Annotated in this window: 19 protein-coding genes; 15 read left to right on the top strand and 4 right to left on the bottom strand. The window is 58.5% G+C overall.

Going from position 1 to position 21,013, the window contains the following annotated elements; genetic code table 11:
* The first annotated feature begins 52 nt into the window (after positions 1-52).
* The 4 genes from QMG40_RS05425 to QMG40_RS05410 all read left to right on the top strand — a co-directional run bounded on the left by QMG40_RS05425 (position 53) and on the right by QMG40_RS05410 (position 3,138).
* Entirely contained in the window at positions 53-634 is a 582-nt protein-coding gene (locus QMG40_RS05425; protein ID WP_283528830.1) for a TerD family protein, read from the top strand.
* A 178-nt stretch (positions 635-812) separates the two neighbouring features.
* Positions 813-2,006 carry a toxic anion resistance protein gene (locus QMG40_RS05420; protein ID WP_283528828.1) on the top strand — a complete coding sequence of 398 codons (1,194 nt, stop codon included), beginning with the start codon at positions 813-815 and terminating at the stop codon, positions 2,004-2,006.
* Between the two features lie 35 nt (positions 2,007-2,041).
* Entirely contained in the window at positions 2,042-2,599 is a 558-nt protein-coding gene (locus QMG40_RS05415) for a hypothetical protein (RefSeq protein ID WP_283528825.1), read from the top strand.
* Positions 2,587-3,138 carry a TerD family protein gene (locus tag QMG40_RS05410; RefSeq protein WP_283528823.1) on the top strand — a complete coding sequence of 184 codons (552 nt, stop codon included), beginning with the start codon at positions 2,587-2,589 and terminating at the stop codon, positions 3,136-3,138. The genes QMG40_RS05415 and QMG40_RS05410 overlap by 13 nt, the downstream gene beginning before the upstream one ends.
* A 101-nt stretch (positions 3,139-3,239) precedes the next feature.
* Here QMG40_RS05410 and QMG40_RS05405 read toward each other — a convergent pair whose 3' ends face one another.
* The gene (locus QMG40_RS05405) at positions 3,240-3,380 is read right to left on the bottom strand and encodes a hypothetical protein (RefSeq protein WP_283528821.1); all 141 of its coding nucleotides are present in this window, start codon (positions 3,378-3,380) and stop codon (positions 3,240-3,242) included.
* Here QMG40_RS05405 and QMG40_RS05400 point away from each other — a divergent pair.
* The 7 genes from QMG40_RS05400 to QMG40_RS05370 all read left to right on the top strand — a co-directional run bounded on the left by QMG40_RS05400 (position 3,379) and on the right by QMG40_RS05370 (position 10,693).
* Positions 3,379-3,948 (top strand): hypothetical protein, encoded by a 570-nt coding sequence (locus QMG40_RS05400; RefSeq protein ID WP_283528819.1) that lies wholly within the window; start codon positions 3,379-3,381, stop codon positions 3,946-3,948. The genes QMG40_RS05405 and QMG40_RS05400 overlap by 2 nt on opposite strands.
* A gap of 103 nt (positions 3,949-4,051) precedes the next feature.
* Positions 4,052-5,245 (top strand): HpcH/HpaI aldolase/citrate lyase family protein, encoded by a 1,194-nt coding sequence (locus tag QMG40_RS05395; RefSeq protein WP_283528817.1) that lies wholly within the window; start codon positions 4,052-4,054, stop codon positions 5,243-5,245.
* Positions 5,242-6,795 (top strand): phosphoribosyltransferase domain-containing protein, encoded by a 1,554-nt coding sequence (locus QMG40_RS05390; RefSeq protein WP_283528815.1) that lies wholly within the window; start codon positions 5,242-5,244, stop codon positions 6,793-6,795. Before QMG40_RS05395 ends, QMG40_RS05390 begins: the two co-directional genes overlap by 4 nt.
* Entirely contained in the window at positions 6,792-7,961 is a 1,170-nt protein-coding gene (locus QMG40_RS05385; RefSeq protein ID WP_283528813.1) for a cysteine protease StiP family protein, read from the top strand. Before QMG40_RS05390 ends, QMG40_RS05385 begins: the two co-directional genes overlap by 4 nt.
* Positions 7,958-8,779, top strand: coding sequence for an HAD family hydrolase (locus tag QMG40_RS05380; RefSeq protein WP_283528811.1), 822 nt, complete (start codon positions 7,958-7,960; stop codon positions 8,777-8,779). Before QMG40_RS05385 ends, QMG40_RS05380 begins: the two co-directional genes overlap by 4 nt.
* Positions 8,780-9,085: 306 nt before the next feature.
* Entirely contained in the window at positions 9,086-10,210 is a 1,125-nt protein-coding gene (locus QMG40_RS05375; protein WP_283528809.1) for a GmrSD restriction endonuclease domain-containing protein, read from the top strand.
* 75 nt (positions 10,211-10,285) lie between these two features.
* On the top strand, positions 10,286-10,693 hold the full coding sequence (locus QMG40_RS05370) for a hypothetical protein (RefSeq protein ID WP_283528807.1): 408 nt from the start codon (positions 10,286-10,288) through the stop codon (positions 10,691-10,693).
* 10 nt (positions 10,694-10,703) lie between these two features.
* On the opposite strand, the gene QMG40_RS05365 is transcribed toward QMG40_RS05370, so the two are convergent.
* On the bottom strand, positions 10,704-11,321 hold the full coding sequence (locus QMG40_RS05365) for a LysE/ArgO family amino acid transporter (protein ID WP_283528805.1): 618 nt from the start codon (positions 11,319-11,321) through the stop codon (positions 10,704-10,706).
* A 73-nt stretch (positions 11,322-11,394) separates the two neighbouring features.
* Here QMG40_RS05365 and QMG40_RS05360 point away from each other — a divergent pair, with 73 nt between their 5' ends.
* Together QMG40_RS05360 and QMG40_RS05355 are read left to right on the top strand one after the other, a co-directional pair.
* Positions 11,395-12,282: a LysR family transcriptional regulator ArgP gene (locus QMG40_RS05360; RefSeq protein WP_283528803.1), complete on the top strand. Its 888-nt coding sequence runs from the start codon at positions 11,395-11,397 to the stop codon at positions 12,280-12,282.
* Positions 12,283-12,334: 52 nt separating this feature from the next.
* Positions 12,335-13,621 carry an MFS transporter gene (locus QMG40_RS05355; RefSeq protein ID WP_283528801.1) on the top strand — a complete coding sequence of 429 codons (1,287 nt, stop codon included), beginning with the start codon at positions 12,335-12,337 and terminating at the stop codon, positions 13,619-13,621.
* A gap of 95 nt (positions 13,622-13,716) precedes the next feature.
* Here the strand turns inward: QMG40_RS05355 and QMG40_RS05350 are convergent, their stop codons facing one another.
* Positions 13,717-15,204 (bottom strand): TIGR01777 family oxidoreductase, encoded by a 1,488-nt coding sequence (locus QMG40_RS05350; protein WP_283528799.1) that lies wholly within the window; start codon positions 15,202-15,204, stop codon positions 13,717-13,719.
* 134 nt (positions 15,205-15,338) lie between these two features.
* Between QMG40_RS05350 and QMG40_RS05345 the strand changes: the two genes are divergently transcribed.
* Both QMG40_RS05345 and QMG40_RS05340 read left to right on the top strand, forming a co-directional pair.
* Positions 15,339-19,001, top strand: a complete 3,663-nt coding sequence (locus tag QMG40_RS05345; protein ID WP_283528797.1) for a TM0106 family RecB-like putative nuclease — start codon at positions 15,339-15,341, stop codon at positions 18,999-19,001.
* Positions 19,002-19,012: 11 nt separating this feature from the next.
* A complete protein-coding gene (locus QMG40_RS05340) occupies positions 19,013-19,675 on the top strand; it encodes a DUF1345 domain-containing protein (protein ID WP_283528794.1) in 663 nt (220 codons plus the stop codon).
* Positions 19,676-19,710: 35 nt separating this feature from the next.
* Here the strand turns inward: QMG40_RS05340 and QMG40_RS05335 are convergent, their stop codons facing one another.
* Positions 19,711-21,006, bottom strand: coding sequence for a M18 family aminopeptidase (locus tag QMG40_RS05335; RefSeq protein WP_283528792.1), 1,296 nt, complete (start codon positions 21,004-21,006; stop codon positions 19,711-19,713).
* Between the last annotated feature and the right edge of the window lie 7 nt (positions 21,007-21,013).

Below are 21,013 nucleotides of genomic sequence, written 5' to 3'. Positions count from 1 at the left end.
CAGCCACTGCTTTACCAACCACCGGACATCCACAATGTAAGGACTAGATTTCATGGCTGGACTCACGCTTGCAAAAGGCAACAACCTTTCTTTGACCAAAACCGATCCGGGCCTGCAGAAAGCACTCGTTGGTTTGGGCTGGGATCCGCGCACCACCACGGGTGAGGCTTTTGACCTCGACGCGTCCGCGCTGCTCGTTGGAGCCACGGGCAAGGTCCGCTCAGGTGATGACTTCATCTTCTACAACCAGCCAGCTGCCAAGGACGGTTCAGTCACCCACCTTGGTGACAACCGTTCGGGCGAAGGTGACGGCGATGACGAGCAGATTCTGATCGACCTCGCCAAGATCGCCGCAGATGTTGAGCGCGTAGTCATCGTTGTCTCCATTGACCAGGCAGATGTGCGCGGACAGAACTTCGGTCAAGTCCGCGGAGCTTACTGCCGTGTGGTCAACCAGGGCAGCGAACAAGAAATTGTTCGTTTTGACCTCAGCGAGGATGCTGCGCCGGAAACCTCCATGCTGTTCGCAGAAATTTACCGCAACGGCACCGAATGGAAGTTCAAAGCAGTGGGCCAGGGTTACGCCTCCGGCCTGGCCGGAATTGTTGCCGACTTCGGTGTCCCGATGGGCTAATCCCCAGTTCCTCCCAAGCGGAGCCGCTGACACGTGTCCACTCGGGCCCGAACCTGTGAGCCCACCATCAGTTATTGCGTTGGTGACAGTCCGCCGCCACAGCCTCTTGGGTGTGACGGCGGACTTCGCCCGTAAATCACCACCAGCTACCCTTGCTACTGGAAAATTGGATATCACAATGACTTCACCACTAACACCCCCCACTGAATCCGAAACAGCGCTTGTTTTGAAGGCTCCGGACGCCCCTGACATTGTTGTGGCCGACGAAGCTCCCGGCATGGTTCCCGTTCCTGCGGAACGTCAGAGCGAAATCAACCGTCAGGCCAAGGAATACATCGCCGAAATAGCGGCCTTTGATGCGCGCAGCCCCGAGTTCACCACCAAAGTAGATGGCATTAGCAAGCTCGCCGGCAATGAAATGACCAACTCAGCAGGCGCCTCAAGCCGTATGCTGGAGCGCTCGTCAACGTCAGTCTCCGGAGCTAAAAAAAGTGGCAATAGTGCCCAGGCCCAGGTGGCTGGCACGCTAAACGATCTGCGCTCAACCGTTGAAGACCTGACGCCCAATAACGCCGATCTTAGTGTGGGCCGGAAAATTCTTGGTTTCATCCCCGGCGGCAACAAGCTGGCAAAATATTTTCAGAAGTACGAGTCAGCGCAGACCCAAATTGATGCCATTATCAAGTCGCTCATGACCGGTCAGGATGAACTCCTGAAGGACAATGCCTCGCTGGCCGGGGAAAAGGTCAAGCTATGGGAAACCATGCAGAGCTTAAGTGAATACGCAGTGTTCGCCAAGGCCTTGGATGGCGCCTGTGTTGAAAAAATTGACGCCACACGCGCTTCAGGCCAGATTGAGCAGGCCCAAAAGCTTGAAGCCGATGTCCTTTTCCCCATTCGTCAGCGCCACCAAGACATCCTGACTCAGCTTGCAGTTTCCGTGCAGGGCTACCTGGCCATGGATCTGATCCGCAAGAACAACCTTGAGCTCATCAAGGGCGTTGACAGGGCCCGCACCACCACCATTTCTGCGCTTCGCACCGCCGTGATCGTGGCCCAGGCACTTGCCAACCAGAAGATGGTCCTTGATCAGATTGATGCCATCAACACCACCACGAATAACATGATCTTGAAAACTTCTGAGATGCTCAAGGATCAGACAGTACGTATTCACCAGCAAGCCTCCAGCTCCGGAGTCAGCGTTGAAACGTTGCAGAAGGCCTTCGACAACGTGTTTGAGACCATGGATGCCATTGATACGTTCCGGGCTTCGGCAGCCAAGAACATGGAAGGAACCGTGAACGCGCTGGAGAGTGGATTGGCTAAGGCCAAGCCGTACCTGGAGCGTTCACGCCAGTCTGAACGGGAGTAGCCTAGAACGTACGACGACGAAGCAAGGGTTATGCAATGATTGGCCGTTTTGTGGGGGGCATGTTTGGCGGTGGTGCCGCACAGCAGCTTCCTGACCGCCCCGCAGTTGATCCAGTGGCAGAGGAAATCTCCCAGATGGGTGCCGCTGTAGATACTCTGCGCGCTGCCGTGCGCAGGTCTGGAAGCAAGCTGCCACCATTATTGACGTCCCAGTTGCGTCATTTAGGGGATCTCATGCGCGTCACAGTTGCGGACATCAGTGTGCGGGGCTGTTCTACGGAGCAACGAGTGTTGCTGAACGCAATGATTTGTAGTTATGTTCCCACCCCGTTGCAGGCGTATCTGGGGCTACCACCCTCACATCACGATGAGGAGTCCCCTGCCACGTTTTTGTTTGCCGAGCAGCTGGCAACCCTTGAACAAACCCTTGCGGATCTGCTCAATCAGATTCGCATCGGCGCAGTGGAGGAACTCTCCACACACGGACGCTTCCTGGCGGATAAATTCTCCGAGCAGGACGCTGCCTTGCAACTTCACCAACCAGTTTCAGAAAGAGACCCATTGCGTTTGGAGGGCCAAAGTTGGCAGCATTAGTGGCGGGGGCGAATGCCGCCCTGACGGCTGAGAATCCCGGTCTTGACCACGTCTTAGTGGGCATGGGCTGGGACACCATCCCCAGTAACGGACCCCAAGCTGAGTTGGTTCCTTTCGCCCTCATGTGTGGTGCGGATGGCAGGGCCGTTTCCAACGAGCACTTGGTGTTTTTTAACCAGCTGGTCAGCGCCGATTCCTCAGTCACGTTCATCGGTGATGGGGATCAAGAACAAATTGATGTTGCGCTAAGCCAGGTACCTGAGGACATTACCAAGATCATTTTCTTGGTCTACGTGGATCCTGAATTTCGTGGGCAAGGCACTTTTGCGGCTGTACGCAGCGCCCATATCCGGGTTGCAACAGCGGATAACCGTGAGTTGGTGCGCTTCGATCTTTCGGCCGTGAAGCTTGAGACTGTCACGGCCATGATCTTTGGTGAGCTGTACAGGCACCGCTCCGACTGGAAGTTTCGGGCACTGGGTCAGGGCTACAGCACAGGGTTGGCTGGAGTGGCCAAGGACTACGGAATCAGGCTGTAGAGCCATCCCATGAATGTTTCCTCGAATCCACGTACTGATCTACCCTTTCTGCGCCGCCGGATCAAACCTGGCCGGGGTCAAGCGGACACGCCAGCCACTGCTCAAAGTGCTGCCTCAAGTCCAGCTGCGTCGTTGTCCTTAGCACCAAGCTCACCCGCTCGGACGCCCTCTGTGCCAGCCCAGCGTTCGGCAGGTTTGAATCTGCGGGCCAACGCCCCGTCGTCGTCTACTACCGCACGCATGCAAAAGCTGGAGGCTCAACGGGAGAAAGCTGGCCGGGAAGACCACGAGGTCCAGTTGCTTTTCAAGGCTCCTGGAATAGCGGAGGTATTTGAGCTCAATCTCGATGAGCGGGTACTCCGGCTATCCGCCCTTGAATCCGCGGTTGGCACCATGGTGATCGGTGGCAGCACAGCCGTCGCGTGGGAAAGTGTGCGCCATGTGACGGGTGGACAAACAGTTGACGGACACAAAGCCGGCTCTCCCGTTATGACATCTGGTAACCGAGAACTAGTGGCCTACCAAGGCAGAGATGTCCTAATCACCCTGCGTCATGTACGTGAGCTTCGACGTGCGATCTTCATCAATCGCAGCAGCGCCGCAATGGGCGTCAGGCTACTGACGGGACAAACCGTGGCACTGCCTCCCGCCGCTGACGGTACCCAGATTGTTCTGCTGGTGCATAGAATTGGCAATGTGCTGGAGCTACGGGCGGAGCCCGTTCCGCACGACTGGCCTGACAACACGATTTGGCAGGAATTCGATTTCTCTATGACCCACAAAGCACCAGCCTCTGCCTACGGGCGTTAAACGTCCCTCCCAGCGAGACAGCACAGCGGGACAGCACAGCGGGACAGCACAGCGGGAAAAACAGTCGGAAAGTAGTGCCTCAGCCAGCAGTTCGAAAGGACCCATGCGACATTTTCGTTCCTTGAGCCCCGCTCAAACCGGCGCTCTTTTTTATCGCCTACCCGTTGAGCTGACGGCGCACAGTGCCCCCGAGCTTCTTGCAGTGGGGTTGGGCGGGACGTTGTACACGCCGGCAAATCGACCGAATCTGGTCAAGGATGTGCTGCGACAGCGCGACTTTGGCTGTGTTTCCATGGTGCTGTGCCTGGAGGATTCAATTCCTGACGGTGATGTTCTTAGCGCCGAAGAAGGAGTCATCTCGGCTCTTTCCACCCTGGCCTCCCGCGACGAAAGCCTGCCGTTACTTTTTGTTCGGGTCAGAACACCGGAGCAAATGCTCTCAGTGGCGCGCCGGGCAGGTGCTGCAACAGAAGTGTTGACGGGTTTTGTGATCCCGAAGTTTGATAACGAATCTGGGGTCGCCGCCGCATTCCTGGATGCCCTGCACATCATTCAGGCTGAGTTGGGTCTTGACGGGGACTCACCAGGGGCAGGTGCTCCGCGGCACAGATTACGCATTATGCCCATCCTGGAATCTTCGGCCGTCATCCATCTGGAAAGCCGTGCTGCGGCACTAACAAACATTTACACGCTACTGGCCGCCAACCGCAGGGACATCTTGTCCGTCCGGATCGGTGCCACTGACATGTCAAGCGCCTTTGGTTTGCGCCGCTCCCGTGACCTCACCATTTACGACGTCAATGTCGTAGCGGGGGTCATTGGGGACATTGTCAATGTGCTGGGCAGGCCTGACGGTGGCTTTGTTATCTCCGGACCTGTCTGGGAGCACTACTCCAATACCGAGCGGGTGCTGCGTCCTCAATTGCGGACCACACCCTTCGCCCGGCCAGAGGAGCAGGAACTGCGCCAACGCATCATGACCGCTAACTTGGACACCCTTATCCGCGAGATTGAGCTGGATTTGGCCAACGGTTTGCTGGGAAAAACCGTCATTCACCCCACCCACGTGGCGTTGGTGCATGCCCTGAGCGTTGTCAGCCATGAGGAATACCTCGATGCGCTGGCCATTGCCGACAATGTGAACGGTGGTGCCGCGGCCTCCCCGTACGGCAACAAAATGAATGAAATGAAACCGCATCAGGCTTGGGCGCAACGGACTTTGCTGCGTGCGGATGCCTTCGGTGTCTCCGCACCCAACGTCACGTTCGTAGATCTTCTGGAAGCGAGCATGGCATGAGCATCTCCCAACAGCGTCCCTGGTCCGGCGATTTCGTTGCAGATCAGCTCGATGTGGCCATCCACAGTGACCCTCAGAGTGCCGTGGCAGTGCAAGATTTGGTTGGTTTGGCCCTCCGCCGCAATCCCAAGCGCGCCCATCTGTTGGTCTCCGCCGTTTTGGCGAAACACGTGCCCACCGAGCCCGCTTTAGTGATGGCTGCCGGTGAACTGCTGGGTGCCTTCGTGGCCAGTGAATTAGCGCTCATGCCGGACGACGGCGGCCACCCCCGGACGCTTCCGGCCACCGGAGAGTCCTCTCTCACCACCGCGGCTGCGCAGTTGAGCGCTGTCCTACAGGGTTCACCAGGGAAGCGGCACTCGGCTATCGCAGCCTTCGCGGAGACGGTGGCCGGGCTGCGTACAGTGGTGACCGACGCCGTCGTTCTTGGGTATGCCGAAACCGCCACCGGGCTAGGGCGCCTGGTGGCAAACTCATTGGGTGCCTACTATCTTCATTCCACCCGCCACGCCACGCCGTCAGTTGTTCCTGTGGCGGGTTTTGAGGAAGGGCACTCGCACGCCACCTCGCATGCTTTGGTTCCTACCGATCCGCATTGGTTGGATGGCAATGGGCCGGTTATTTTGGTGGACGATGAACTCAGCACGGGCTCAACTGTCATTAACACCATTCGTGAGCTGCACGCCTTGGTGCCGCACGCGGTGTACGTTATTGCGGCATTGATTGACCTTCGCAGCAGCAGTGATCGTGCGCGTTTTGATGCTCTGGCGACGGAACTGGATTGCAAGATTGCAGTGACGGCGCTGGGGAAGGCCCGGGTTGAGTTAGCGCCGGATATTCTTCCTAGAGCCGCCGAGCTCATTCAACGGTTGCAACCCCCTGCTTCCGTTAGCCCGGTGCCTGCCGCTAATCCCAAACCTGCGGGGCGCCTGTCTGTGCTTGAACTTTCCTCGGAAGACCTTACGCCCGTGCGCAGCGACCGTTTTGGCAACATCAGCCCACCCAATGCTGCTGACATTGACGTCATTGCCAAGGCGCTGTCCAACCTGGTGGGCACGCATAAGTGTCAAGGACCGCTGGTGGTGCTGGGTTGCGAGGAAAACATGTTCCTACCGCTGGCGGTGGCCAATACGTTGGCGAGTTTGCTGCCAGCTGGGGATGTGCGGTTCTCCACCACCACGCGATCCCCTATTGTTGCGCTCGATCAGTCTGGTTACGCCATTGCCGGCGCCCTCAGCTTTGCCAGCCATGACCTCACTCATGACGGGCCGGGCATTCGTTTTGCTTACAACCTCAATGGAACCGGCCAGCGCCCAGGTACTATTGTGGTCTTTCCCGAGCCGGGGACCAGCCGCGAAGATGTCCTGACGGGTAGCACTACGCCTGATCGCCCCGGTGCCGGACTCCAGCCGCTGGGACTTGCCCTGGCGGGGATAGCCGATGACGTCGTTCTCGTTTTGCTGCCGGTCGATACCCCTGTGCGCGGCAACCAACCCGCCAACATTCACAGCAGCATTCCCAGCAGCATTGATACAGAGGTCACGCCATGAGCACTTCTCCCCTTCCCTCCGCTCTCACCGGGCCGGACTTTGGCTCCTATGCGGCGCAGGACGTCTCCTGGCTGCTCAAGGATTTAAGCCACTTGGCTTTGGAGGCCCCCACAGCTGAGCGCGAGCGCGCCATTCAGTCCGGGGCGGCAAATTACGCCGAATCGCTGCCGGTGGAATACTCGCCCAGTGCGGAATATCAGGGGCTGTATCAGCAAGCAGTTGAACGCTCGGGTGAGCGGATTGCCACGGCGGTTGGTGTTGTGAGCGAGCTGGCTCTGGCGGCCCGGAACAACCAGCCGGTTCTGGTCTCCTTGGCGCGCGCAGGCACCCCGATCGGCATTTTGATGCGCCGCTGGGCTTTGCAAACTCACGGTGTGGACCTGGCGCATTTCACCATGAGCATTGTTCGCGGAGTTGGTCTGGATAAGACTGCCTTGCATTACCTGGCAGCACATTTTGATCCGGAACGGATCCTTTTTGTGGACGGCTGGACGGGAAAGGGCGCCATTTCACGCGAGCTAACAGCGGCCCTCGATGACTTTGCCGCTGAAACCGGTATCCGTTTCCCGGACGATCTGGCCGTGCTTGCCGATCCCGGGCATTGCGTATCAATGTTTGGCACCCGGGAGGACTATCTGATTCCCTCAGCCTGTCTGAACTCCACGGTGTCCGGGCTGGTCTCGCGCACCGTATTCAACGTGGAACACATTGGCCCGCAGGACTTTCACGGGGCAAAGTTCTACTCAGAGCTTGCCCCCAATGATGTGTCAAATGACTTCATCACTGCCATCTGTTCCCACTTTGATCGGGTGGGGCCGGAGGTCGAGCGCCAGCTCGCGTCCCACCGCGCTGCTGACCCGGCGCCGAGCTGGATTGGCTGGGATGCCGTGGAGCAAATCAGCACAAAGTACGGAATCAATAACGTCAATCTCGTCAAGCCCGGCGTTGGCGAAACCACGCGGGTGCTGCTGCGCCGGGTGCCATGGCGGGTGCTGGTCAATCCGGGCGCCAAGGGCGATATTGCCCACGTTCTGCTCCTGGCCGCCCAACGCGGCACCCCGGTGGAGGAAGTGCCGGATCTGCCCTATAGTTGCGTTGGTTTGATCCATCCGCAGTTCGATAAAAGCGCTGTGGGCGCGGATGGCAAGGCAGTGCATAACGCATGAGCACCTCAACGCTGGTGGCCTGCGACCTCGACAGAACTCTCATCTACTCCAAAAATGCGCTGTGGCTAACGGGGGCTGACAAGGATGCTCCGGCCCTGGTTGTTGCCGAAGTGTATGAGGGCGCCCCATTGTCCTTCATGACCTGCGCTGCCAAGGAACTCCTGCTCAGTGTGAAAGCTGCCGCCACGTTTGTTCCGGTCACCACCCGCACACAGGCCCAGTATGAACGTGTGCAGTTGCCCGGTGCCGTGCCCAACTATGCCATTACCTCCAATGGCGGGGTGCTCTTGCACCGGGGCATCCCTGATGCGCTTTGGCATGAACAGCTTTCGGCACGGATGGCGGCTGGCTGCGCGCCCGTAGAAACAATTGACGCTTATCTATCCAAACCCGATTTTGCGTCGTGGATCCTGCGTGTGCGCCGCGCCGAAGACCTCTTTGTCTACGCCATCATTGACCGCGAGGCTATGCCCGATTCCTTCCTGGAAGAACTGATGGCGTTGTGCGCCGACGCTGGCTGGAGCGTTTCGGTTCAGGGCCGGAAACTTTATTGTGTACCGCTGCCTATTAACAAGACGGACGCGCTGGCAGAGGTTGCCCGCCGCACCGGTGCCGGCACTGTCATCGCAGCCGGAGATTCTCTGCTGGATCAAGGCATGTTGGAGCACGCCGATCTCGCCTACCGTCCCCTCCACGGTGAGTTGCACGACGCCGGCTACTCCGCCACCCACCTTCGTCTCACCTCCGTGCGCGGCGTTATGGCTGGGGAAGAAATCCTGCGCAGCATCCTGGCTGAACTCCCCTCCCCACCCCGTTGAGGTTGGAGATAACCCCCTTCCCCGACGCTGAGATTGGAGATAAACACCAACCTCCGGTTGGTGTTTATCTCCAATCTCAGCGGGGTGGATGTGCGGGGTGGGCGCAAAGCGCGGGGGTGAGGGCGGGGTACGGAGGTGCGGTACGTGGTGGATGTAACGCGGTAGCGGTGAGGGTCAGGAGCTGCCAGGGCCACGAAGTGTCAGGGACATCAGGAGCGGCCTTCCTAGAGCTAGTGTCATAGTTTCTTTACCCCTACCGGTATGCTCAAGTCGTACTGATCACTTTGAGCCTGGGGGCACTGCGTCTTGTCTAAATCCCGTCCTACCCGCACGCTGGGCGCCACCGATTTCATTGTGGGCTCGGCACTAGCCTCCGTCCTTTTCTTAACAACAGCATGTGGGGGCGCTGCGGCACCCCAGGTGGTTCCGGCGTCGAGCACTCCAACGGTAAGCGCTTTGGCGATTGAAACACCCCAGCCTTCCTCTTCGGCCAATGATGCAACTCCGCTAGACAGTGACGGCGTCATCGACGCAGGTGATGCTGATCTGGCCTCACACGTGCAGCCACCGTTTGCCACCAAGGCCTTGGAAGTGCTCAAAACCCTGCCGATCAAGGGACGGGCGCCAAAGACCGGTTACAGTCGCAGTGAATTTGGGCAGGCGTGGGCTGATGTGGATAGGAATGGTTGCGATACACGCAACGACATCTTGAATAGGGACTTGAGTGCCAAAACGTTCAAGCCAGGCACACGCGACTGCCTGGTCCTCTCGGGTGTTCTAGCCGATCCATACACGGCCAAGACCATCGATTTCATCCGGGGGTCAGCGACAAGCAGTGCTGTTCAGATAGATCATGTTGTTGCCCTGAATGATGCGTGGCAGAAGGGTGCCCAGCAGCTCACGGTTGCCCAACGTACAGCCTTTGCCAACGATCCTTTGAACCTGTTGGCCGTTGATGGTCCAAGCAACCAAAAGAAGGGCGCCGGTGACGCGGCCACTTGGTTGCCGCCCAATAAGAGTTTTAGATGTGATTACGTAGCCAGGCAGATCTCGGTCAAGGCGACCTACACTTTATGGGTGACTCAGGCTGAGCATGATGCCATGGCGCGGGTTCTGGAGGGTTGCGCTGATATTTCAGCGCCAACCAACCAGACTGCCGCCCCGGTTGAGCCCGCGACCGCCGAGCCAGCTCCGGTGGTCCCGGTGATCCCCGTGGAGGCAGCTATTGTGGCTCCTATTGAAGCCCCCGTTCAGGTGGCTCCGCCAGCAGCGCCCCCGGTCCCCGCTCCGGCCCCTCCTGTCTCGGCGCCAGAACCTTACTACCAGAACTGTTCAGCGGTCAGAGCAGCCGGAGCGGCGCCAATCCATATTGGCCAGCCGGGTTTTCAGGCTAAGTTCGATCGCGACGGCGACGGCGTGGGCTGTGAATAACGGCCGGCCGGCCCGAAAGTAAAAGAGGAATACTGCGCAGCTGGCAACTACCGGTGGATTAGCTAAAATTGATTTGTGAGCTCTCGCAGCGACAAGCCTCTGGTCCCAGCCGTGTGGCAGCGCCATGACACGGTCATTTTGCCGTTGTGGCGTGAGCGGCTGTGCCTGGAAATGGGTGAGGTAGCGGCCGCCCGCTACTGTGCAGGGCTGTTTTTCGAGGACAGGCGTAGACCAATCGCCCAGTGGTTTAACCCGGCACTGAACGCGGCGCTGTTGGTTGGGATTGAGACTTCTGCGGAGTGGCCAGTTCAACGCTTTGGGTTGTTCTACGCCCCGGCGGGCGGTGGAGTGCTCAAAGTTCATATGACCACCCATGAGTGGTTCACCCGCACACCACAGAAGTCTCCCACTGAAGAAGAAGCCTTTGTGGGCGCCATCATCTCAGCTGAAGCATTCCTGCAAGTGGAGATGAACTTTATTTAGTTCATGCCGACTAAGCCCCCAGTGCCAACTTCACGCCCAGGAAGAGCATCACGGCGGCAACTAACCCATCAAGTACCCGCCATGCCCCGGGCTTGGCAAAGACGGGTCGCAGCAGCTTAGCGCTGTAGCCCAACGCGCTGAACCAGATGACGCTGCCTAAGGCCGCACCTGCTCCGAACCACCAGCGCAGGTCGCCATGCTGATTGGCCAATGTTCCCAGCAATAACACGGTGTCTAGGTAAACGTGAGGGTTCAGCCAAGTCAGTGCCGTCAGCGTGAGCAGCACCGCCTTCCTGCTCAGTCGGCCGTGCCCGCTATCTGCTGTCAGCGTGGAGGGTCGGCTGGCGCGTTTGGCCGCTAAAACGCCGTAAAAAATTAGGAATACGGCCCCTCCCAGCCTGATTACCACAACCACTGCCGGCACCGCCGTGATGACCGTCCCGATCCCATATATGCCGCCAGCAATCAGTACAATATCGCTGAGCATGCAGAACAAAACAACGAGACTAACGTGTTCCTGGCGGATACCTTGGCGCAGGACAAATACGTTTTGCGCTCCGATGGCGATGATGAGGGCAAGTCCTGCCCCAAAGCCAGTAGCTATTGTTCCAAGAATGTTTAATGACATCACGAGCATTGAAACTACTAGTCTTACATCAGGTGGTACAGCTAATTATTCTATTGATACCTAAGGAAATCTAATGGGCGCATTCCAAACCGAACAACTACACACCCTTCTTGCCGTTCTGGAACGAGGCACGTTCGAGGCTGCAGCGCAGCAGCTGCATGTGAGTGCCTCAGCCATTTCGCAACGCATCAAAGCGATGGAGCAAACTGCCGGGCAGATACTGTTGCAGCGAACCACTCCCATTACCGCCACCTCGGCAGGGACAGTTGTGCACCGTCTTGCGCGTCAGCTGCGTCAACTCGAAGCTGACGCCAGTGTTGAGTTGGGTTTGCAGAGCACCAACCGGGCCTCGATTGCAGTTGTGGTGAATGCTGATTCATTGGCCACATGGTTCATGGACGCGCTTGCAACGTTAGTCCCGGATGGCACCTTGAGCTGTGAAGTTATCCGAGCTGACGAGCAACATTCCGTGGATCTTCTGCGCTCGGGTGAGGTGATGGCAGCCGTAACCGCCACGGCTGATCCCGTCCAGGGCTGTTCGGTGCTGCCTCTGGGTGCGATGACATACCGCGGGGTTGCCTCGGCGGCATTCATGAACCAATGGTTTCCGCAAGGATTCTCGACACAGCATTTCGCAGCAGCTCCAGCCATGCAGTTTGACCGCAATGACACCCTTCAAAGCAACTTTTTTACCGCCATGACGGGCTCCCCGCTCCTTGGCACCCAGCACTTCATTCCGGATACCCTTCAGTTTGGGGAAGCCGTCAAACGCGGGCTGGGATGGGGCCTGATACCCGAGTCGCATTGCCGCCTCGATCTTGACGCCGGGGAACTAATAGAATTATGTCCTGGCTATATTTCAAGCATTCCATTGTTTTGGCAACGTTGGAAAATCAAGTCAGCAGCTCTGACGCAGTTGACAGAGGCAGTGACCCAGGCCGCGGCCATGGCACTGACGTAGAACGCTACTGTAGATACAAGATCTCCCCAACACCACCCGCAAGGATAAACGCATGAGCACCACCTTCCAACGCCGTAACCAGACCGTTCTGGTCATAGGCCAGTTGCTCTCCGGGGTTGGCGTTGCCTCCGGTGTTGCCGTGGGAGGGATCCTGGCGGCTCAACTGGCAGGCACGACGGCGGCATCAGGCTTTGTACAAACGGCGTCGGCTTTGGGCGCGGGGCTGGTTGCCGTACCGTTGGCCAATCTGGCTGTGCGCTCCGGGCGACGTTGGGCTCTGAGCACAGGCTTTGCGCTCGGTGCTGTAGGCGCGGCACTGGTCCTACTGGCCGCAAGTCTTGGCCAGTTCTGGCTCATGGCCGCCGGCATGCTGTTTTTCGGATCCGCTACGGCAGCTGGCTTGCAGGCTCGTTATGCGGCTGTGGATGGAGCACCTCCGGAAAAAGCCGGACGTGCAATGGCGATCGTTATTTGGGCTACCACCGTAGGATCCGTGGCCGGTCCCAACCTCTCCGAGCCCGGCCGTTTGTTCGGCATTTCCCTTGGTTTAGTTCCTTTGTCGGGGCCATTCGTGTTCTCCTTCGTAGCATTCATCACTGCTGCTCTAGTGATTTCCGTGTTTTTTCTTGCACCCCGCCCGGCGCAGGAAACTAGTCAGCTGCCGTCCGCCAAGTTGGCCAGTGCTGCCGGTCCCGCCAGTGAAGTTAAGCCCGCCAAGGCGCACGGGGCATGGCGGGCGCTGCGTCTGGCCAGCCACAACCCGCGCGCACTGGCAGCGTTGGTGGCGGTCACTGGCGGTCACGCCATCATGGTTGGTGTCATGGTGATGACCCCGGTGGCCATGAACGCCCACGGCCATTCGTTGGAGATCATCGGAATCGTGATCAGTCTGCACATTCTGGGCATGTACGCCGCGAGCCCGGTTTTTGGCGTCCTGGTGGATAAGGTGGGCGCCGTGCCAGTCGTGCTGCTCGGTTGCGGTATTTTCTTGGCAGCCATCACCGTTGGCGCCATTTTTTCCGAGCGCAGCGACCCTTTCATGATGTCCCTGGCGCTCACCATGTTGGGGCTGGGCTGGTCGGCATGCCTGATCGGTGGCTCATCCCTACTGAACCAATCTGCCCCACACGAGCTCCGCGTGCCGCTGCAGGGCGCCAATGACATGATGATGAACTTTGGTGCCGCCGGAATGGCAGCCATCGCCGGCCCTATCCTGGCCCTGGGCGGCTTCTTTTGGGTCAATATGGCCGCACTCGTAGTGCTGCTACCCATGGTTGTTTTTGGTTTGCGTGCATTACGTTCGACGCCGGAGCCCGCCTCCGTGGATATCTTAGGCTAGCGTCTCGCCCGGCTTCCAAAGCTCGGGGGTAGCTATGACGTTTCGCACCCGGCAGACGTGGTGCGAAACGTAATAACTACCCCCGGGTATGGAATCTACTTCCCAAGGATGTGACGCAGCGCGGATTCAAGGTCGTTGTGCCTGAACGTATAGCCACTTTCTTGGATCTTAGCGGCGGATACACGTTGGCTGGCGAGCGCCAGTTCGTTAGCGCCCTGATCCCCCAGTAACAGCCGCGGCGCCAGTGCGGGCACCTTCAATTTCGCGGGCCGGTGCAGCACAGCACCTAAAGTACGCGCAAACTCTCGCGCAGTTACCGGTTGCGGCGCCACACCATTGAGCGGCCCGCTGAGCTGCGGAGTCAGCGCCGCGTGGACGAAGATCCCGGCGATGTCATCAATTCCCACCCAGCTCTGCCACTGCTCGCCACCCACGGGCCCGCCCGCCCCGGCCAGGTACAAGGGCAGCAGCCGTTGCAAAACCCCTCCTGCAGCGGAGAGCACAAGGCCGGTGCGCACATTCGCCACCCGCACACCTGCCTTTACCGCCGGGGCGCAGGAGGCTTCCCAGTCTCGGCAAACTCGGGCAAGGAAATCGGTACCGGCCGGGTCGCTTTCTACCAGTGGTCTCGGCGTTCCATCCTGCGCGGACGCGACACCAGCATGTGGATCGGAGCCGTAGTATCCCACCGCGGATCCGCAAACTAAGGTGCGCTCCACGCCGTCGGACGCTATATCCGCCAAAGTCTGCGCCACCAGCGTGGTGCCACGGACCCGACTTTGGTAAATAGCATCCTTAACTTCATCGGTGAATCGGCCCCCTATGGGGTGACCGGCCAGATGAATCACTACCTGTGCCCGGGCCAGGCCAGCCGAATCAAGCACTCCTGCATCGGGATCCCAGAAAATCTCATCGGAGGATTTCGGCGCACCCCTGACAAGCTTCACCACCGTGTGCCCACCTCCACCTAGCAAGGCACAGACCTGACGGCCAATCAACCCCGACGCCCCTGACACGGCAATGGTTAGCGGAGCCGAGGAATAGTTCGCATGAAAAGCCAGATCAGCTAGTAGCGTGCGCTCCCGGAAAGCAAACATGGCCGTGAGCTCGGCATCCATCTTTTTCTGCGCCCAAGCATTGCGGGCCACGGCGGGCAGCTCGTAATCCACTTCATCCACCGTCACGGTGGTACCTGGCTGCGCACCATCAACAAATGAGTGTTTATGCGTCCACGCAGCCAACGGTCCCTTGTCCATAACATCCGTGAAACTGGTTCCCGGCGTCAGTTCGGTATGCAACGCGTCCCATCGAAGCTCGGGTCGTGTCCACTTCTTTCCGGCAAGGGAGGCCGGCAACAGTCCGCGCACAGACCCGGCGGCGGTTCCTAACCACATCCCGATATTGCCCGGGGCACCTACTCCCAGAGCCGCTCTGGAGCCAACGTTAATACCATCGCTGGGCTCCGCCAAAGTGCTGCCAAAGAACGACGGCGTGAGCCGAACCAGTGCGCCGGGGCGAGTGAACCATTCAAAGACGTCGGGGCGCGGGTAAGGGATAGCGGTTTCGTAACGGAACTTGCTCATAAAGCCTCCTGGGTACGTGGTAGCTCCATCTTGCCCCATGTCACTGTGGGTATGCTGGCCGCCACGTTCTCAGAATGTCCGTAGCCCTTGCTAGATTCAAGGTGCTGCACTGAACCGGCGTGGAAGGCCCTGACATGTTTTTACTTGACTCCCCGAACGTTTCCGCCTCTGGTAAGGCTGAATCACTGCTGATCTACTCCGCCTCGGATCTAGTCACAGCCAGTGAATGCCAGTACAGGACCTTGCGGGTTCTGGATGAAAAGCTGGGGCGGGCAGACAAACCTGATTTCGCCAAGGACCCCATGATTGAGCGTGCAGCCACCCTTGGTGATGCCTTTGAACACAAGATCCTTACTGAGCTGATCGACAAACACGGTCCGTGGCAAGCCGCTACGGACAAGGGGGTGAAGTCCATTGCGCGTGGAGAGATGACGTGGACCAGTTTGGTGGCCAAGCGGGATGAAACCTTAGCGGCCTTGCGCGCAGGCGCTGATGTGGTCTTCCAGGCAACCTTTTTTGATGGGTCACTGGTGGGCTTCGCCGACTTCTTGATCAAGGAGGCTGATGGTTCCTATGCCGTCTGGGATACCAAGTTGGCCCGGCACGCAAAAACTAGCGCCCTTCTGCAACTTGCAGCCTACGGGGATCAACTACAAAAATACCAAATTCCCGTGGCCCGCCAAGCTAGCTTGGTCCTGGGCAGTAGAAAACACAGCAACCACCCCATGCCTGACCTGCTGCCGGTATTCCGAGAACGCCGGGATCGTTTCCTTGCCTTGACGGCTGCACACCGGGCCCAGCCACAACCGGTTGCCTGGCGCCAGGACGGAATCTCTTACTGCGGCAGGTGCGATTATTGCGCTCAACAGGTACAAGTTCACCACGATCTTCTGCTGGTGAACGGAATGAGCAGCTCCCAACGCCGCAAACTCATGGCTGCGGGCATCACCACCATTGATGCCCTCGCAGCCATGGCCCACGCACCGGGGGCGCTGGCACGTCTGCGTGATCAGGCCCGGATGCAGCTTGGCCTGGACCCTGCAGATGGGTCAGCTCTTGCAGGGAAAGGAAATCACACACACAAGGTCAGCTACAAAGTACTCAAAGATAGCGTCAGCAAGCTTCCCCAACCCAGCAGTGGGGATATTTTCTTTGACTTTGAAGGTGATCCGCTGTGGCAGGATCCGGTCACCGAGAAGTGGGGTATCGAGTACCTATTTGGCTCCATCGAGGCCCCTGACCCAGCATCTCCGGCCGGTACCAAAGAAAAATTTGTCCCGTTTTGGGCGCATTCCCGCACAGAGGAACGCATAGCATTCGTAGCATTCCTTGACTACGTGCAGACCCGCCGTGCAGCCCACCCAGACATGCATGTTTATCATTACGCACCCTATGAAAAGTCGGCGCTGCGGAACCTTTCAGTTTTCCACGGTGTGGGTGAGGACATTGTGGATGAGTGGCTGCGTGCGGGCCTACTCGTGGACCTGCTGGACACGGTCCGCCAATCGGTGCGGATCTCCGAGTCTTCATATTCCATTAAAAAGCTTGAGCCATTTTATATGCCGGCTGCTCGCAGCGGTGAGGTGACAGACGCCGGAGCATCCGTGGTTGCGTACGCAAGTTACTGTGCAGCGCGCGACGACGGATTGGCAGGTAATACTGCCAGGGCGAAGGAAGCCAGGCAGATTCTTGCCTCCATCACCGATTACAACGAGTATGACTGTCTTTCCACTCTGCGCCTGCGTGACTGGCTATTGGCAATAGGAGCCGGGCTCGCAGTGCCAGCGTGGTCGGAGGGTAGCGGCAAGCTCACCGTTCCTGAGATCAAGGAAAATAGCCACGAATACACTGCGGCTGAGCTGACCCTGCATGCCTTTATTGAGAATCTGGCCCAAGAGAAAGGTCATGAACAAACTGCTGATGAAAATGCCATCGCCATGGTGGCTGCCGCTGCCAGCTACCATCGCCGTGAAGACAAGCAGTTTTGGTGGAGCCACTTCGACCGGCTTCAGAAGTCAAGTGATGACTGGGCCCAGGAACGGAACATCTTCTTGGTGCAGGACGCCCAAGTGCTTGAGGACTGGGAGAAGCCAACACCGCGCGCCAGGACCGAGGTCCGCACGCTCAAACTGACGGGAACGGCCACCGAAGGCTCAGATTTCCGTTCGGGGACATCCTGGTTTGGCATGTTTGACTCCCCTCTTCCGGACGGGATGGGAGAGGAGCTCCAAGACCCCACCGCTCGGGGCGGGCTTTTCAACATCACCATAGTGGAGGATATATCGGATCCAGCAACTCCGGAGTTGACCACTTTGCTGGTGCAGGAAAAGTCAACCACTAAGGTTCCCCCCTACAACCAGCTGCCCATGGCGCTAACACCGAACAAGCCCGTTCCCACGGCCAGCATCCGGGCAGCTTTGGCGGACCTTGCAAACTTGGTGGGCAGCACGCTGCCCCACCTGCCCAAGCATCCAGGCATTGAGATTCTGCGCAAGTCACCGCCAAGGCTGGCCAGCGGGGGGACCCTGCCATCCGCCGTCGTGCACGGGCACGGGGATGAGCACAGGGATGAGCACAACCACCAACAGTATGACTACATTAGCGCCATCACCTTGGCCGTGCTTGATTTGGATCATTCCTATGTGGCCGTTCAGGGACCGCCCGGAACCGGTAAGACGCATGTTGGTTCTCACGTCATCGCAAACCTCGTGGCAAAAGGTTGGAAAGTGGGGGTGGTTGGCCAATCACACGCCGTGGTGGAAAACATGCTCCGCGCAGCCATTGAAAAAGCCGGTGTTGATCCCCAGCGGGTGGGCAAGAAGCTTCCAACTCCTCACGAGGTCCCGTGGCACATCACCGATGAAAAACAGTTTGGCAAACTCTTAAGCGATGAAGGGGGCGCGCTGATTGGCGGCACGGCATGGACCATGACCGGGGCAGGTATTCCTGCTGGTGCACTTGATCTGCTGGTCATTGACGAGGCTGGGCAGTACTCCCTGGCCAACACCCTGGCGGTGGCACAATGCGCCCAACGGTTGTTGCTGCTGGGTGATCCACAACAGCTGCCGCAGGTGACACAGGGTTCGCACCCGGCACCTGTGGACGAGTCGGCACTGGGCTGGCTTTCTGCCTCGCATGCCACCTTGCCGGCGGATATGGGCTACTTTCTGGCTGACTCGTGGCGCATGCACCCCACCCTGTGTACGGCCGTCTCGGAGCTAAGTTACGAAGGCAAGCTTAAGTCCGCCCCAGCCGCTGAACTACGCTATTTGGCAGGCAAAGACCCAGGGGTAGAAACCGTCTTCGTCACCCAAGCACGTGGCAGCGAGAAGGACAATGTGCAGTCTTCCCCCGAGGAAGCCGCTGAGGTGGTTGCCCAGGCCAAGGCCCATATTTCTCTCTTATGGACCTCCGACGCCGGCAAAACGCCCCGTCCGCTCGCACAGGAAGACATCTTGGTGGTGGCTGCCTACAACGCCCAAGTTCACGTGGTGCGCGGGGCTTTGGAGGACGCCGGATTAACAGGAGTGCGGGTTGGTACAGTGGATAAATTTCAAGGCCAGGAAGCCGCCGTGGTCATTGTGAGCATGGCATGTGCAGACCCCACGGCAGCACCACGCGGCATGGAGTTCTTGTTGAATCGGAACCGTATTAATGTGGCCGTTTCGCGTGGTCAGTGGCGCGCCGTCATCATTCGGTCACCGCAGCTGAGCAATTTCATGCCCAGCAAACCTTCCAGCATGGCCGAGCTGGGGGCGTTCATAGGTCTGTGCAACTCTGCTGCTGCCACGGAGTGAGGCTTTGTGGCATGATCACGTACATGTTGCATGCACCTTCGGCTCGGGCAAGACACAGACGACTGCGCATTTTGGGCATGCTCGTATGCGGGGCATTAGCGGCCACGCTGGCGGGCGTTCTTGGCGCCTGGTTTTATGCTCCAGCGGTTGGCTGGGCCGTTGCGGCACTGATTTACAACGCTTCGGTGTGGTTCACCATCATTCCCATGGATGCCGAACGCACCGCTACTCACGCTGTGGCGGAAGACCCTGGCCGGCAAATCTCGGATCTGCTGATTTTGCTGGCCGCATTGGGCTCACTGGCTGCAGTGGTACTGGTGATGGTGGGCAGCAAAGACGTAGCAGGAACGGGAAAATTCCTGCTTGCCCTACTGGCGCTGAGCACCACAGCCATGTCCTGGCTCATGGTCCACACGCTGTTTACACTGCGCTACACCGAAATTTACTATGGCGGGGAGCCCGGTGGAATTCAGTTCAACCAGGACGCGCCGCCACAGTATACGGATATTGCTTACATGGCCTTTAGCGTGGGCATGACCTACCAAGTCTCGGATACCAACATCACCACACGCACCATGCGCTCAGCGGTGTTGCGTCACAGCCTGCTTGCCTTTGTTTTTGGTACCGGGATTCTGGCCACAACCATTAACTTGGTGGTTAGCCTCGTCGCCTAGTTTTGGCCGGCTGACTTAGGGCAGCTGCCACACTGCTAGGAAAGTGCCCCGCCAAAGAACGCCTGGGTAATCTGCGCCAAGTAGTAAGGATCAGCCGTGCCGCACAGCTCCCGGGCAGAGTGCATTGAAAGCAGCGGCGTTCCTACATCCAATGTTCGGATCCCCAAACGCGTGGCTGTCAATGGACCAATCGTGGACCCACACGGGACATTGTTGTTCGAAACAAACTCTTGATACGGAGCACCCGCAATGGCGCAGAGCTTTGCCCACAGCGCCGCGCCCACACCGTCGGTGGCGTAGCGCTGATTAGCGTTGATCTTTAGCAACGGACCCCCGTTGAGCACTGGAAGGTTCACCGGGTCGTGCCGCTCCGAGTAGTTCGGGTGGACGGCATGTCCGGCGTCCGCTGAGATGCACAACGAGTTGGCGAAGGCTCGACGTCGTTCACTTTCAGTTGCGCCCAGTCCATCCGAGACCCGGGTCAAGACATCTTCCAGAATAGGCCCGCAGGCGCCTGAGCGGGAGCCTGAACCAATTTCCTCGTGGTCGAAGGCTGCAAGGACCGGAATCATTGGCTTGCCACCGTCTTTTGCTGATTCACCGGCTTCTGCCACAGCGATGAGCGCCAGCAGGCTAGTGTGCACTGATGTGAGATTGTCCATGCGGCCGGCGGCGAAAAATTCATTGTTGGCCCCAAACATCTGACCAGGTTGGGTATCCGCCACCACAATGTCGTAGCCGCCAATGCTCTTAACGTCCACGCCGGCACGGTCTGCCAGGAGCTTGAGCAGATCTTCTTGCCCAGGGTCACCTTGGCCCCAAACAGGGTTCATATGCTGTTGCTTTTCCAGCTTCAACCCATCATTGACACCACGGTCAAGATGGATGGCCAGTTGCGGGAAGCGCAGGAGCGGCCCCGTGGCGACAAGTGTTTCCTTGCCAGCTAAGTCAACTAGACGTCCCGCGAATTGCAGTTCGCGATCCAGCCATGAATTGATCAGCGGACCACCGTAAACCTCCACACCTGCCTGGAGCCAACCGAAACGGCCAGTGGTGGGTTTCGGTTTGAGCTTGAAAGATGGTGAATCCGTGTGGGAGCCCAAAATGTTAAAGCCCGTGGTCTGGTTCGCCGTTTCAGGTACTATCCACGCAATAATTGCCCCGTCCCGGATGACAAAACACTTACCATGCACGGGCCATGCCGCGTCTTCTTCTAATTGACTGAACCCGGCAGCTTTTAGCCGCCGCCCTGCCTCGCAGGCTGCATGAAAACTCGATGGCGACGCTTCGATGAAGTCTCGCAGGTCCAGGATGTGTGTAACGGAAGTCATACCTTGA

Source organism: Arthrobacter antibioticus (assembly GCF_030063205.1).
GTDB lineage: Bacteria > Actinomycetota > Actinomycetes > Actinomycetales > Micrococcaceae > Specibacter.
This window is presented reverse-complemented; position numbering and strand designations above follow the sequence as displayed.